The sequence below is a fragment of the Micromonospora sp. CA-248260 genome, assembly GCF_050942205.1.
Taxonomy (GTDB): Bacteria; Actinomycetota; Actinomycetes; order Mycobacteriales; family Micromonosporaceae; genus Micromonospora; species Micromonospora antibiotica.
On record NZ_CP192021.1, the window covers coordinates 4,605,707 to 4,620,411 of the forward strand.

11 protein-coding genes are annotated in these 14,705 nt (G+C 69.7%); 8 read left to right on the forward strand and 3 right to left on the reverse strand.

Features of this window, described 5'->3' with window-relative positions:
• Nucleotides 1-70 precede the first annotated feature (70 nt).
• The 6 genes from ACQP2H_RS19800 to ACQP2H_RS19825 all read left to right on the forward strand — a co-directional run bounded on the left by ACQP2H_RS19800 (nucleotide 71) and on the right by ACQP2H_RS19825 (nucleotide 8,063).
• Complete coding sequence (locus tag ACQP2H_RS19800; protein ID WP_357537434.1) at nucleotides 71-1,375, forward strand: ABC transporter substrate-binding protein; 1,305 nt, start codon at nucleotides 71-73, stop codon at nucleotides 1,373-1,375.
• Nucleotides 1,376-1,442: 67 nt separating this feature from the next.
• Complete coding sequence (locus ACQP2H_RS19805; RefSeq protein WP_433228434.1) at nucleotides 1,443-2,420, forward strand: carbohydrate ABC transporter permease; 978 nt, start codon at nucleotides 1,443-1,445, stop codon at nucleotides 2,418-2,420.
• A gap of 1 nt (nucleotide 2,421) precedes the next feature.
• Nucleotides 2,422-3,297 carry a carbohydrate ABC transporter permease gene (locus tag ACQP2H_RS19810; RefSeq protein WP_219463345.1) on the forward strand — a complete coding sequence of 292 codons (876 nt, stop codon included), beginning with the start codon at nucleotides 2,422-2,424 and terminating at the stop codon, nucleotides 3,295-3,297.
• Nucleotides 3,294-5,534, forward strand: a complete 2,241-nt coding sequence (gene yicI, locus ACQP2H_RS19815; protein WP_433228436.1) for an alpha-xylosidase — start codon at nucleotides 3,294-3,296, stop codon at nucleotides 5,532-5,534. Before ACQP2H_RS19810 ends, yicI begins: the two co-directional genes overlap by 4 nt.
• Nucleotides 5,531-6,931, forward strand: coding sequence for a GH1 family beta-glucosidase (locus tag ACQP2H_RS19820; protein WP_363820928.1), 1,401 nt, complete (start codon nucleotides 5,531-5,533; stop codon nucleotides 6,929-6,931). The genes yicI and ACQP2H_RS19820 overlap by 4 nt, the downstream gene beginning before the upstream one ends.
• 472 nt (nucleotides 6,932-7,403) lie before the next feature.
• Nucleotides 7,404-8,063, forward strand: a complete 660-nt coding sequence (locus tag ACQP2H_RS19825; protein WP_219463352.1) for a YczE/YyaS/YitT family protein — start codon at nucleotides 7,404-7,406, stop codon at nucleotides 8,061-8,063.
• Nucleotides 8,064-8,172: 109 nt separating this feature from the next.
• Here ACQP2H_RS19825 and ACQP2H_RS19830 read toward each other — a convergent pair whose 3' ends face one another.
• Nucleotides 8,173-8,478 (reverse strand): hypothetical protein, encoded by a 306-nt coding sequence (locus ACQP2H_RS19830; RefSeq protein ID WP_219463353.1) that lies wholly within the window; start codon nucleotides 8,476-8,478, stop codon nucleotides 8,173-8,175.
• A 159-nt stretch (nucleotides 8,479-8,637) separates the two neighbouring features.
• Nucleotides 8,638-9,153 carry a hypothetical protein gene (locus tag ACQP2H_RS19835; RefSeq protein WP_433228439.1) on the reverse strand — a complete coding sequence of 172 codons (516 nt, stop codon included), beginning with the start codon at nucleotides 9,151-9,153 and terminating at the stop codon, nucleotides 8,638-8,640.
• Between the two features lie 343 nt (nucleotides 9,154-9,496).
• Between ACQP2H_RS19835 and ACQP2H_RS19840 the strand changes: the two genes are divergently transcribed.
• Entirely contained in the window at nucleotides 9,497-10,192 is a 696-nt protein-coding gene (locus tag ACQP2H_RS19840; protein WP_219463357.1) for a DUF2690 domain-containing protein, read from the forward strand.
• Between the two features lie 142 nt (nucleotides 10,193-10,334).
• On the opposite strand, the gene ACQP2H_RS19845 is transcribed toward ACQP2H_RS19840, so the two are convergent.
• The gene (locus ACQP2H_RS19845) at nucleotides 10,335-11,264 is read right to left on the reverse strand and encodes a hypothetical protein (RefSeq protein WP_433228441.1); all 930 of its coding nucleotides are present in this window, start codon (nucleotides 11,262-11,264) and stop codon (nucleotides 10,335-10,337) included.
• A 190-nt stretch (nucleotides 11,265-11,454) separates the two neighbouring features.
• Here ACQP2H_RS19845 and ACQP2H_RS19850 point away from each other — a divergent pair, with 190 nt between their 5' ends.
• Nucleotides 11,455-14,664, forward strand: coding sequence for a BTAD domain-containing putative transcriptional regulator (locus ACQP2H_RS19850; protein ID WP_433228443.1), 3,210 nt, complete (start codon nucleotides 11,455-11,457; stop codon nucleotides 14,662-14,664).
• Nucleotides 14,665-14,705: the final 41 nt, after the last annotated feature.

The window sequence follows — 14,705 nt, forward strand, 5'->3', positions numbered from 1 at the left end:
GTCGCCGCGCGGCAACGCGACGACGGACCCAGTGAAGTACCGGGCTCGATACTCAACGAGGAGGATAGCAATGCAGCGATTCCGCCGGATCGTCGCCGCGATCGCCCTGGCGGCGACCGCGACGACCACCGTGGCCGCCTGCGGGGGCGACGACAGCGGTGACGACAGCGGGGCCAAGACCCTCAAGCTCTGGCACTACGAGGGCGAGAACAGCGCGATGGGGGTCGGCTGGGACAAGGCCATCGAGATCTTCAAGACCGAACACCCGGGCGTCGAGGTGCGCTTCGAGCGCAAGGCGTTCGAGCAGATCCAGCAGAACGCCGGCATGATCATCAACTCGTCCGAGGGTCCGGACATCATGGAGTACAACAAGGGCAACGCGACGGCCGGCCTGCTGTCGTCGCAGGGACTGCTCACCGACCTCAGCGGCGAGGCCGAGAAGCGCGGTTGGGCCGGCAAGCTCAGCCCCAGCCTCCAGACCACCGCGCGGTACAGCGACAAGGGCGTGATGGGCTCGGGCAACTGGTTCGGCGTGCCGAACTACGGGGAGTACGTCACGGTCTACTACAACAAGGACCTGTTCGACCGTAACGGCGTCACGGTGCCCACCACCATGGCGGAGCTGACCGCCGCGATGGACACCTTCGTCGGCAAGGGCATCACCCCGCTGGGCATGGCCGGCGCGGAATACCCGGCCGGGCAGCTGTTCTACCAGTTGGCCCTGGCAAAGGCCGACCGGCAGTTCGTCGACAACTACCAGCTCTACAAGAACCCGGTCGACTTCCGCGCCGACCCGCTGAAGTACGGTGCGGACACCTTCGCCGACTGGGTGCGCAAGGGCTACGTCGCCAAGGACTCGTCGAGCCTCAAGGCCGAGGACATGGGCACCGCCTTCATCGCGGGCAAGACCCCGATGATCGTCTCGGGCAGCTGGTGGTACGGCCGGTTCAAGGCCGAGATGAAGGCCAACTGGGACACCTTCCTGTTCCCGGGCAACACCCTCAACGCCGGCTCGTCCGGCAACATCTGGGTCGTCCCGACCAACAGCAAGGCCAAGAGCCTGGCGTACGACTTCATCGACATCACCCTGCGCCCTGAGGTCCAGGACCTGATCGGCAACAACGGTGGCATCCCGGTGGCCGGTGACCCCGCGAAGATCACCGACCCGAAGGACCGCAAGCTGATCGAGGACTTCAACACGGTCAGCAAGCAGGACGGCCTGGCCTTCTACCCGGACTGGCCGGTGCCCGGCTACTACGACGTGCTGGTCGGCGGGTTCCAGGCGCTGATCAACGGATCCAAGTCCCCCGACCAGGTGCTCGACACGATCGCCAAGCCGTACGCCGACGGCGTCAAGGAGATCACCGGCAAGTGACACGGCGAGCGGCGGGCGTGCCCGGTACGACCGGCACGCCCGCCCGCCCCGCCGGGAAGGATCCTGCATGGCAGTCCCCGACACCGTCGCCGGCACACCACCGGCGGCGACCCCCACCCCCACCCCCACGCCTGCGTCCCGCCGTCGACCGCGTGGCCGAGACGCGGCGTACTGGCTCTACCTGCTCCCCGGAGCGGCGCTGTTCATCCTGGTCATCGGCGTGCCACTGGTCGGCACCGGCTACCTGTCGCTGACCCGGTGGTCAGGCGTCGGCGACCCCACCTTCGTCGGGCTGGACAACTACCAGCGGTTGCTGCACGACGAGGTGTTCTGGGCGTCGTTCCGCAATACCGTGGCGATGATCGTCGCGATGGTGGTGGTGCCGACCCTGGTCGGGCTGCTGCTCGCCTCGGTGCTCTTCGACGTCGTCGGGCGGCGGTTCCGGCCCCGGACGGCGGCGGCGTTGCGGGCCGCGTTCTATCTGCCGCAGGTGCTGCCCGTGGTGGTCGCCGGCATCGTCTGGGGCTGGATCCTGCGCCCCGACGGCGCGTTCAACAGCACGCTCGACGCGATCGGTCTCGGGGCGCTGCGCCACGACTGGTTGGGCGACCCGGACACCGCGCTGCCGGCGGTGATGGCGGTGATGATCTGGGTGCAGATCGGCTACCCGGTGGTCGTGTTCATGGCGGCGTTGCAGCGGGTCGACCCGGAGCTGTACGAGGCGGCCGAGGTCGACGGGGCGAACTGGCTGCACCGGTTCCGGGCGATCACCCTGGCGCAGATCCGGCCGGAGACCTTCGTGGTCGCCCTGACCTGCACCATCGCCGCTCTGAAGGTGTTCGGGCCGATCTACGCGCTGACCCGGGGCGGCCCGGAGAACGCCACCAACGTGCCGTCGTACTTCGCCTACTACACGTTCTTCAAGAAGCTCCAGGTCGGATACGGCTCGGCGATCTCCACCGTACTCACCGTGATAATCGTGGTGGTGGCCGTGGTCTTCATCGGGGTGCAGGCCCGCAGCGAACGCCGGGACCGGGGGATCTGAGATGACCGTGACGATCACCAAGGTCCCCCTCCGCCCGAAGGTGCGCGACCGGCACCACCGGGGCCTCAGCCGCTGGGTGGTGCTCGCCGGCGTCACCGTCGGCGCGCTGGTCATGCTGGTGCCGTTCGCGTTCATGCTGCTCAACGCGTTCAAGTCGCCCGGCGACTACTCGTCGGGCGGCCCGTTGAGCTGGCCGACGGAGTTCTACACCCAGGGCCTGCGGACGTACTGGTCCGCGGTGAACTTCCCGCTCAAGCTGTGGAACTCGACGCTCATCGCCGGTTCGGTGGCGGTGTTCGGCGTCGTCGTGTCGCTGCTCAACGCGTACGCCCTGGGCATCGGCCGGGTCCGCGGCCGGCTGTGGATCGTCGGGCTGTTCCTGCTGGCCAACATGCTGCCGCAGGAGGCGTTGATCTATCCGCTGTACTACGTCGCCAAGGAGATCGGCCTCTACAACACCCGACTGTCGGTGATCATCATCTTCACCGTCATCCAGAGCGCGTTCGGCACGTACCTGCTCGCCTCGGTGCTGGGCACGTTCCCCCGGGCGCTGCTGGAGGCCGCGGCGCTCGACGGCGCCGGGAAGTGGACGGTGCTGTGGCGGGTGGTCTTTCCCAACCTGCGGCCCACCCTCGCCGTCCTGCTCATCTTCTTCTTCATCTGGACCTGGAACGAGTTCCTCATCCCGCTGGTCATGTTGATCGACAACCAGACCCAGACCATCCCGGTCGCCCTCGCATCGTTGCAGGGCGACCGGCTGATGGACGCCCCGACGACCAACGCCGGTGCGCTGATCAGCCTGGTGCCGGCCATCCTGTTCTTCCTCATCTTCCAGCGCACCCTCGCGCGCGGCATCACGGCAGGAGCCGAGAAGTGAAGTTCACCGACGGGTACTGGCAACTGCGTCCGGGGGTCAGCGTGCTGCGCCCCGGCACGGTCGAATCGGTCGAGCCGGACGAGCGCGGCTTCACCGTCTTCGCCCCGTCCGGGCAGATCAACGGCCGGGGCGACACGCTGAACCGGCCCGTCGTCACCGTCCGCTTCTTCTCCCCCGCGCCCGGCGTCATCGGGGTCACCATCGGCCACCACAGCGGCGGGCTGCCCCGCGAACCCCACTTCGGGGTCAGCACCGACCACACCCACCCGGTCACCGTCGACATCACCGGACTCAGCGCGTCGCTGACCACCGGAGAGCTGACCGTCCGGGTCGCGCTGGTCGACGGCTGGCGGGTCGAGTTCCGGCACGGCGACCGGCTGGTCACCGCGTCCACCGCACGCAGCGTCGGCATCGCCACCGACGGCGAGGGCCGCCGGTACGTGCACGAACGGCTCGCGCTCGGCGTCGGCGAGACGGTGTACGGGTTGGGCGAACGGTTCGGCCCGTTCGTGAAGAACGGTCAGACGGTCGACATCTGGAACGCCGACGGCGGCACCGCCAGCGAGCAGGCGTACAAGAACGTGCCGTTCTATCTCAGCAGCGCCGGCTACGGGGTGTTCGTGGACCACCCGGAGCACGTGTCGTTCGAGGTCGGTTCGGAGGTCGTCGCGCAGACCCAGTTCAGCGTCGAAGGCCAGTCGCTCACCTACCACGTCATCGACGGGCCCACCCCGAAGGACGTGCTGCGCCGCTACACGGCGCTGACCGGCCGACCCGCCCGGGTGCCCGCTTGGTCGTACGGGCTGTGGCTGTCCACCTCGTTCACCACGTCGTACGACGAGAAGACGGTGACCGAGTTCGTCGACGGGATGGCCGAACGGGACCTGCCGCTGTCGGTGTTCCATTTCGACTGCTTCTGGATGCGCCAGTTCCACTGGGTCGACTTCGTGTGGGACCCGGCGACCTTCCCCGACCCGGAGGGGATGCTGCGCCGGCTGCACGAGCGGGGCCTGAAGGTCTGTGTGTGGATCAACCCGTACATCGCGCAGCGGTCGTACCTGTTCGAGGAGGGCCGCGAGGCCGGTTACCTGGTACGCAACCCGGACGGGTCGGTGTGGCAGTGGGACAAGTGGCAGGCCGGCATGGCGCTCGTCGACTTCACCAACCCCGACGCGGTGGCCTGGTTCACCGGCAAGCTCAAGTCGCTGCTGGACATGGGCGTCGACTGCTTCAAGACCGACTTCGGCGAGCGCATCCCGACCGACGTGGTGTGGCACGACGGGTCGGACCCGCAGCGCATGCACAACTACTACTCCTACCTCTACAACCGGGCGGTCTTCGAGCTGCTGGAGACCGAACGCGGCGAGGGTGAGGCGGTGGTGTTCGCCCGCTCCGCCACCACCGGCGGCCAGCAGTTCCCGGTGCACTGGGGCGGCGACTGCGAGTCGACGTTCGTCGCGATGGCCGAGTCGCTGCGCGGCGGGCTGTCCCTGGCGTCATCCGGCTTCGGCTACTGGAGTCACGACATCGGCGGCTTCGAGGGCACCCCCGACCCGGCGGTGTTCAAGCGGTGGATCGCGTTCGGCCTGCTGTCGTCGCACTCGCGGTTGCACGGCTCCGGCTCGTACCGGGTGCCGTGGGCGTACGACGAGGAGGCCGTGGAGGTGCTGCGCCACTTCACCCGGCTCAAGCTCGGCCTCATGCCGTACCTGGCGGCGACGGCCGAGGAGGCGCACCGCGACGGCATCCCGATGATGCGCCCGATGATCGTGGAGTTCCCGGACGATCCGGCCGTGGCGCACCTCGACCGGCAGTACATGCTCGGCCCGGACGTGCTGGTCGCACCGGTGCTCAGCGCCGACGGGCAGGTCACCTTCTACGTACCCGCCGGCACCTGGACCCACCTGGTCACCGGCGCGCAGCTCACCGGCCCGGCGTGGGTGACCGAGAAACACGAGTACGACAGTCTGCCGGTGCTCGCCCGCCCCGGCGCGGTCATCGGGTTCGGGGCGCGCTGCGACCGGCCCGACTACGACTGGGCCGACGGGGTGCAGCTGCGGCTCTACGCGCCGGCCGAGGGGCAGCGGCACCGGGTGCGCATCCCGTCGCCCGACGGGGGCCCGGGTGCGCAGTTCGAGGTGGGTTTCCGTGACGGGGTGGCCACCGCCGAGCTGGTGGCGGGCGAATCGTCGGCCTACCACTGCGTGGTGGTCGGCGCGGAGAGGGCGGGACGATGACGGCACGCAACTTCCCGGAGAGCTTCGTCTGGGGGTCGGCCACGGCGGCGTACCAGATCGAGGGCGCGGCCACCGAGGACGGCCGGGGGCGGTCCATCTGGGACACCTACAGCCACACCCCCGGGCGTACGTTGAACGGCGACACCGGCGACGTGGCCGCCGACCACTACCACCGGTGGCCGCAGGACCTCGACCACATCGCCGGGCTGGGGTTGTCCGCGTACCGTTTCTCGATCTCCTGGCCCCGGGTGCAGCCGGGCGGTTCCGGCCGGTTCAACCCCGCCGGCCTGGACTTCTACGCGCGGCTGGTTGACGGCCTGTTGGAGCGCGGCATCCGGCCGGTCGCCACCATGTACCACTGGGACCTGCCGCAGGAGCTGGAGGACGCCGGCGGGTGGCCGGCGCGGGACACGGCGCTGCGCTTCGAGGAGTACGCCTCGGCGATCGTCGGCGCGCTCGGCGACCGGGTGCACACCTGGACCACGCTCAACGAACCGTGGTGCTCGGCCTACCTGGGGTACGGCTCCGGCGTGCACGCGCCCGGTCGCACCGAACCGGCGGCGGCGCTGGCGGCGGTGCACCACCTCAACCTCGCGCACGGCCTGGCCGGGCGGGTGGTGCGGGAGCTGGTGCCGAGCGCCGAGCTGTCGGTGACGCTCAACCTGCACGTCGTGCGGGGCGCGTCCGGGTCGGATGCCGACCGCGACGCGGTCCGGCGGATCGACGCGTTGGCGAACCGGGCGTTCCTCGGCCCGATGCTGGACGGGGCGTACCCGGCCGACCTGCTGGCCGACACCGCCGCCGTCACCGACTGGTCGTTCGTGCGCTCCGGTGACGAGAAGCTGATCGCGGTGCCGTTGGACGTGCTCGGGGTCAACTACTACTCCAGCACCCTGGTGCGCGCCTGGGACGGACACTCGGCCCGCTCCGATGCCGACGGGCACGGCGCGTCGACCCACTCGCCGTGGGTGGGTGCCGAGGACGTCGACTTCCTGCCGCAGCCCGGCCCGTACACGGCGATGGGGTGGAACATCGACCCGCCGGCCTTCACCGAGCTGCTGCTGCGGCTGCGGCACGACTACCCGGGTCAACCGTTGATGATCACCGAGAACGGCGCGGCGTTCGACGACGTGGTCGCGGCGGACGGGCGGGTCCACGACGACCGGCGCATCGACTACCTGCGCCGGCACATCGGCGCGGTGGCCGACGCCCGCGCGCAGGGCGTGGACGTGCGGGGTTACTTCGTCTGGTCGCTGCTGGACAACTTCGAGTGGGGCTACGGCTACGACCGCCGCTTCGGCATCATCCGCGTCGACTACGACACCCAGGAACGCCTCTGGAAGGACAGCGCCCACTGGTACCACCGGCTGGCCACCACCGGACACCTGGACGGGTAGGTCGCGGGCGGGCCGACCAACGGTCGGTCGGGCACCGTCGGGCCCGCACCGGCCGGCGCGGCGTCAGGGGGTCGCCGCGCCGGCCGTTCACCGTGCGACGGTGCCGAGGTCACGGTGACCACGAACCCTGTGTGATGCATCTCTCACCACTGGTGACCACCGCTAGTCACCAGGGGTGAGCGCCAGGGTCGGCCGAACACGGGCCCATCCGGCGTCCCGCGCGGTCGAATACGACTAAGACATTGATGGCGATCAAGCTGACCCGTGCGGCAGAATTCGGACCACGCGAACACGCTCCGACGTTATCGCCCATCGCGACCATGCTCGACCGATCAGCGCGCGACAGCTGCGTGCCGGCTCCGGCAGGGGCCACCGCCACCTGGATGCGCGCACTCCCGACGTGCCGGACGCCTGCTCCCGACGTCACGAACCGCCCCATCAGGCAGACGGCCCCCGACAATCGGAGACCTGGATGCCTGCCGCCCCTGTTCGCCCTGCCGTCGACAAAGCCTTCCCCTATCTCATCGGCTGCTTCTTCTTTTCGCTGGGCGCGTATTTCTTCATCGTCTCGCACCTCGGCACGGATCCGCTCGACACGTTCGCGCTCGGCCTGCTGCGCCACGTCCCCGGGACGATCGGTATCGCCCAGGCCGCCGTCGCGGTCACCTGCGTGTCCATCGTCGCCGTGTGGACCCGTCGCCGACCGGTGCTCTCCCCCATGCTGACGTTCTTCCTCTGCGGCAGCGCCATCGACGGGCTGCTGATCCTCGACCCGGTTCGCCTCGCCCCGGCACCCGCGGCGACGTTGCTCGCCGCCGGCACCGCATGCTGTGCGTACGGTTCGGCGCTGATCATCATGAGCGGGTTCGGCATCCGGGCGATGGACCTTCTCGCGATCGCCATGGTGCAGCGCTGGCGGTGGCCGTTCTGGCTGGCCAAGGGCGCGCTCGAACTGACCCTGCTCGCAACCGGGTGGCTGATGGGCGGACCGGCCGGGGTGGGGACGCTCTGCTTTCTGATCGGCGTCGACCTGCTGATCCAGCCGCTGATGTGGCTCAATGCCACAGTCTTCCGGGTGCGGAACCTGGGTCTGCCACCGCACCCGGCGCCGGCCGGCAGCGGCCCCACGTGACGGGCGGGGTGGCGACACCCTGAGCGCAGCGAGGCCCGCCACCCACCGTAAAGCATCCTAGGACATCGCCGGCCCGCGCCGCGAGCTGGAACGTCGACCGTCCCGCTGCTCAGTCGTCTGCCAGGTATCCGGTGCTCGGGTCGACGGTGTCCAGGAAGTCACGGATGTTCTTGGTGTGCTCGTCAGCCGACAGGTCCGCCGTCGGGCCCACACCGAAGCCGTAGCCAGGGTTCGGCCCGCTGAGCCAGGCGTAGTCGGTGCCGCCGAGCCCGTTCGAGCGGAGAACGAAGGTCTCCCCGTCGACCTCGAGCGTGCGGGACGTGGCGTCGGTCGCCCCGTCGGTCACGGGGCGCAGACCGGGCACGGCCCCGGGGTCCGCCGCCGGATCGCCGTCGTCGGAGTAGATCTCCTTCACGCAACCATCATCGTGGGTCGACCGGCCCGGCGCGCGCATCCGGCGCGGACCGGACGGCACGTCGGAGGTGGATCAGATCGACCGGCCCATCCGACAGCCTTCGACCCGGCGTGCCACCCGCATGCGCAGTGACGGACGCCGGGTCGAAGGCTCACGACGTCAGACGCACAAGCGCGCACCGTTGGTGTGGTAATTGAGCGTGCCGAAGTCCGATGACAGCCACGCCTGCACGCACGCCGTGCTCTGCGAGTTCGCCAGCCGAATATAAGGTGACCAAGCACTTGTTCCACCGGCGCCCGTTAACAGATTGGGGTCGTACGCGCTCGCCCTGCGGCCCTCCGATTCGACGACCTGTTCCACGGTCACCGGGTTCGAGTACATTCCGCCGTACAGGACGACCCGCGACCAGTTTCCGTGGCAGGACCACGACCAACGCAGCTGAAGTTCCCCGATCGCCTTGCCCGCGAGGGCGCCCCGCGAACCGTGGATGGGCACGGTGGCGACAGTGCTGGTCTGCGAGCAACCGGTGGGGCTGCCGTCACCACCGGAGTCCGTCGCCTGCGCCGCAGCCGCGCCCGTGAGAATGATCGTGCCGGCGGCCAGGATCGCGGTGACAGCCGCAAGCAGGGCTCTGCCGAATCGACGGGGTCGTTCGACCGTGGACGTTGTACTCATCGGGTTTCTCCTCACCAATTATGATCCGCGCCGCAGCGGTGGATCGTGGGATGTCCGAGGCGACGCCACCATGCGAGCGAACTGCCGCCGGCGGTACGTCCCGGACACCCCGAACTGCACCCGTTCAGTCGTCCATCCACCAGGGAGATGGAGGAATGGATCGCGATTACGCCACACTGGTCAGGCGGTGGCGAATCCGTCGCGGGCGGGGGGTGCGGTGAAACAGGAGTCGGATCGGCAGGACCGGGGCGACTCGGTCGACCGTTTCGTGGGTGACCTACGCAGGCTGCGCGACGACCGTGCGGTGCCGCCGACATGGGACGCGATGGTCCACCGCGCCAGAATGAACGGTGTACGGGTCAGTAAGAGCACCCTGCACAAGGTCGCGAAACTCGAAGCGCTGCCCTCCGAGTTGGCGGTACGCGGCTACCTGACCGCCCTCGGCGTCGACCACGCGGAAATCGAACGCTGGGCTGCTCGTCGTACGGCGCTGGTCACGCCACCCGGCGAGCAGAACGCTGCGGAGTTCACCAGTCGACCACCTGGACAACCTCGATGGCGATGGTGGGCAGCGGTCGCGGTCACCCTGCTGATCACCAATGTCGTGACCGGGTTCGTCGTACACCGTGTCTCCACGTCTGAGCCGGTCACCGCAGCGGCAACGAAGCCGACCTCCGCACCGGCAGCGACCGGTGACAACCCGCTGGACACGCCGTGCCTGGACGACGCGAAGGTCGCGACGAGCACGAACAAGAACCCGGAGTTCCTGCTGGAGATCGTCTTCTCGGTCAGGTGTCGGGCCGCGTGGGCCCGAATCACCCGAGCAGACGACAGCCCGCTGGGCAACCACGTCGAGGTCGCCATCTACCGCAGGTCCGACCCGCACGGGGATACCCGCCAGGAAGCCGTGGAACCCGATGTGAAGTCGGCCTTCACCACCCTGATCGTCCGCGCCGACCCCACCGACCGGCTCTGCGCGATCGGAGCCGTCGTCACTCGTGACGACCGCTCCGCCGCCGCAGAACCGATCTGTGTCTGACGTCGACGGCCGCCGAACCGCCGCTCGTCCACCCGGTGATGATCTGATGTCCGGGTCCCGGCCAGGGGTGGCGGCGAGAAGGGCGCGGCCACCGCGCGACAACGGTGGTTGTCGCGCGGTGACCGCGGGGACGGGTGCGGAATCAGGCAGCGATGGTCTGCAGGTAGGCGGTCCCTCCGCAGGACAGTGTGCTGAGGTTCTTGAACCACATCGCGAGCTGACGCTGAGAGGATCCGTCGCTGTTGATGCGCTGGATGTAGACCAGGCGCGTGACCTCGAACTGGCAGTAGGTGGGGAAGCTGCCCTGGGGCGACGGACCGACCACGTAGGCCGAGGTGACGGGATTGGCGTTGTTCCACGTCGTGGACCAGGTGCTGCCGGGGCCCACGGTCGCCATGGAGAACTGCGAGCCGATGGTCGTGGAGCCGAGCCGGATGTCGGCCTGGCAGGTGATGCTCCCTACGTTCTTGGCCTCCACCCAGATCTGCCGGAGCGAGCTGCCCGGCTGCACGGTCCAGATGCGCGACACCTGGAACTGACAGGCCGCCGAACCCGTGGCGCCGCTCGGGTTCAGAGCGGGCACCCAGATGGTGTTCCAGGGGACGTTCCACAGGCTCGTCTGGGTGCCACCCGGGCTGACGCCGCCGGTCGAGCCGAGGAACGTACTGGTCACCGCCGTGAGTTGCACCGTCGCACCACAGGCGATCGAGCCGACGTTCTTGAGGGTGAACTGGTACTGCCGCTCCCCAGTGGGCAGTTGGACGTACCGGCTGTTGATCGTCTCGAACTGGCAGGTGGCCGAGGTGGTCGCGCCGACCGGGTTGTAGCCGACCACGTAGGCGGCGTCGGCCGGGGCGTTGGTCCAGGTCCAGCCCTGTGTGCCGCCGGCGGCGAGGGTGCCGGTGAACCACGTCGCGGCGATGCCGATCCCGCCCTTCGCGGCGTGGCTCAGCCCGCCCGACGCGGCTGCGGCGGCCCGTGCGTCGCGCAGTGACGACTGCGCTGGCTGCGACGACTGCGACGACTGCGACGACTCGTCGGCCTGCGCGACCCCGACCGACGCGACGACCACGCTGAGTGTCGTCACCGCGAGGAGAGCCGCGCGGATTCTTCGTCTCATTGAAGCTCCTTTACCCCATGTTCCGGACCGTCCGCCCGGCTCCATCAGGCTGCGCGGCCCGGCTTGCCATCGGCTAGCCATCCGATAGCCGCCCTGGAGGCGACACATAGAATCAAGTTCGATACATCGATGTGGGGGCTGGATGACATGGCGCTTGCTCGGCCCGGTCGAGGCCGTGGTGCGGGGCGGGCGAGTGCCGCTGGGACGACCCCAACAACGCGCTGTGCTGGCGTTTCTGTTGCTCAATGCCAACGTGGTGGTGTCGGCGGAGCAGTTGACCGAGGCGCTGTGGGGCGGAGCTCTCCCCACCCGCGCACGCGCGCAGGTCCAGGTCTGTGTCTCCCGGTTGCGACAACTGACCCGTGCGGCCGGGATACCCGAGACGATCTATTCCGATTCCGGCGGATACCGCCTTGAGTTGGCCGGCGACGACCTGGACGTGGTGGTCTTCTCCGGGCTGACCGAAGCTGCCCGTCGGTATGCCGACTCCGGCGAGCACGAACGGGCCACCATCCTGTTACGGCAGGCGTTGGCGCTGTGGCGTGGCCCGGCACTCGCCGGGGCGTCCGGCGCGTTCGTACCGGCGGCCGCCGCCGCCCTGCACGACAAGCGGCTTGCCGCGTCCGAGGACCTGTTCGACGCCGAGTTCGCACTCGGTCGACACGCCGCCGTGGTGGCGCCGTTGCGCGAGCTGGTCACCGGGAACCCGTGGCACGAGGGCCTAGCCGTGCGGCTGATGACGGCACTGGCCGGATCGGGACACCGGGCCGAGGCGCTGCGGGTGTTCGAGCGGATCCGCCGCCTCCTCGCCGACGAGCTGGGCATCGAGCCGGGAGCGCTGCTCGCGGAGGCCCACGTACGGGTACTGCGGCAACAGTTTCCGCCGAACAGGCCCGCACCACCGGTCCGGGAACCCGGATCCGCTCCGCGTCCCGCCCAACTGCCCGCCGGCCTGTCCACCTTCACCGGTCGCGGCGACGCACTCGCCGCGATGGACACGATGCTGGACCAGGCCCGGGAAAGCGGCGCCCTGGCGGTCGTCGCGATCATCGGGACGGCCGGGGTGGGCAAGACGGCGCTGGCGGTCCGGTGGGCGCACCAGGTACGGCCACTCTTCGGCGACGGGCAGCTCTTCCTGGACCTGCGCGGTTACTCGCCCGGCGCGGCGACAGCACCGCTGGACGCGGTGTCGCGCTGCCTTCGCGCGCTCGGCGTGCCGCCCGCCCGGGTGCCGGACGACGTCGACGAGGCGACGGATCTCTACCGCAGCGTGCTCGCCGACCGGCGGATGCTGATCCTGCTGGACAACGCCCGCGACACCGCGCACGTACGGCCGCTGTTGCCCGGCGGCGCCGGCTGCCTGGTGATCGTGACCAGCCGTGATCGCCTCGGTGGGCTGGCCGCCCGGCACGACGCGCAGCGGCTGTCGTTGGACGTGCTCGCGCCGCAGGAGGCCACCGAACTGTTGACCCGCGTCATCGGCGCGGAACGGGTCGTCGAGCAGCGGGACGCTCTCGCGGAACTGGCCCGTGACTGCGCACACCTGCCGCTGGCCCTGCGCATCGCCGCAGCAGACCTGCACGCCCGCCCGCACGAGATGGTCAGCGGGTACCTGGCGCGGCTTCGCGCGGGCGATCCGCTGACCGTGCTGACCGTCCGTGACGACGAGCAGGTCGCGGTGCGTTCGGCGTTCGCCGTTTCCTACCGGACTCTGCCACCGCGACTCCAGCGGCTCTTCCGGCTGTTCGGCCTGGTGCCCGGCTGCGACGTGACAGCGGAGTCGGCCGCCGCGATGCTGCGGTGCGATACCGGCGAGGCGGCGGACATGCTCGCCCGGATCGCCGACGCGCACTTGGCGCAGGAGCGCACGCCGGGCCACTTCGGCACCCACGACCTGCTCGGCCGGTACGTGACCGAGCTGGCGGCGGTCGAGGACAACCGGGACAGACTCGTCGACCTGCTGTCCTGGTACCTCTTCAGCGTGTACGCCGCAGCCGACCGGCTGTATCCACAGGTGTTGCGCGTACCCACGCAGCTACCCGCGCCCGCCGGTCCACCGATGCGATTCGCCGCCCATGTCGACGCTCTCGCCTGGCTCGACGCGCACCGGCACAACCTCGTCGCCGTGACACGCCATGCCGCGCACCAGGAACTGCACACCTTCGCCTGGTCGCTGGCGGACGCGCTACGCGGCTACCTGTGGCTGGGGATGCACACCACGCAATGGTCCGAGGTCGCGAGGATCGGTCTTTCCGCGGCCCGGGCCGACCGGCACGAGCAGGCCGAGGCGGCGGCCCGGCTGAGTCTCGCCGCCCTGCACTGGCGGCTGGAACGGTTCCCCGAGGCGATCGACGACTACCAGCTGGCGCTGCTCGCCGCGAACCGTTCAGGGTGGCGCGACGGCGAGGCGGCCGCGCTGGGCAACCTGGGCCCGGTCTTCCGGATGACCGGCCAGCCGGGTGAAGCCCTACGGGTCATGGAGCGGGCGCTGGAGTTCAACCGGCGCAACGGCCGGACCGCAGGCGTCGCCGTCAACCACAACAACCTCGGACTGGTCTGCGCCGACCTCGGACGGCTCCGCGAGGCCGCAGACCATCACCACGCGGCGCTCACCCTGGCACACCAGGGTGGGGCGACCTCCAGCCGGGCCCTCATCCTGAGCAACCTGGGCGTCGTCTACCACCTTCTCGGCCGGTCCGACGATGCACTACGGACACTGACCGAGGCGCTGGAACTCCATGAGCAGACGGGCAGCCGGGGCCGTGCCACCACCCTGTGTGCGCTGGCTCGGGTCCACTGCGACCGTGGCGACCATCCGCACGCGGCCAGCCTCGCCCGGCAGGCACTCGACATGGCGCGCGCACCGGTCGAGCCCCGGGTCGAAGCGCTCGCTCTCCACATCCTGGGCGTCGTCGAGCGGAAACCCGGCACCCTGTTGGATGCCCTGCGAACTGCGCGCACCACCGCGGATCGGTACATCGAGGCCGACATCACCGTCAGCCTCGCCGAAATCGACGAGCCTGCGGCACCCTCCTGGTGCCATGCGGCGCTGTCCATCACGCGGCAGTGCGGCTATCTGCTGCTCGAAGGCCGGGCGCTCGCCGCCCGCGCCGCAGCCGAGTACTCGGCCGGTGACGTGGTCGCCGCCCGGCGCAGCGCCGGGCTGGCGGCCCAGTCGCACACCCTGACCGGCCACCAGCCGGGCACCGAACGAATCGAGAAGCTACTCGCCCTTCTCGCGTCGGAGTCCCTGCCCGGGCACCGCACGCAGGCCACCCGTCAAGCGCCAGCGACCCCACCACGAGGGAGCAGGCCGGCACCAGTGCACAACAAGCATGACTATGACAAGTGACGGCACCACGAGCGGGGCGGTCCCGGCATGCGCGGTGTCGC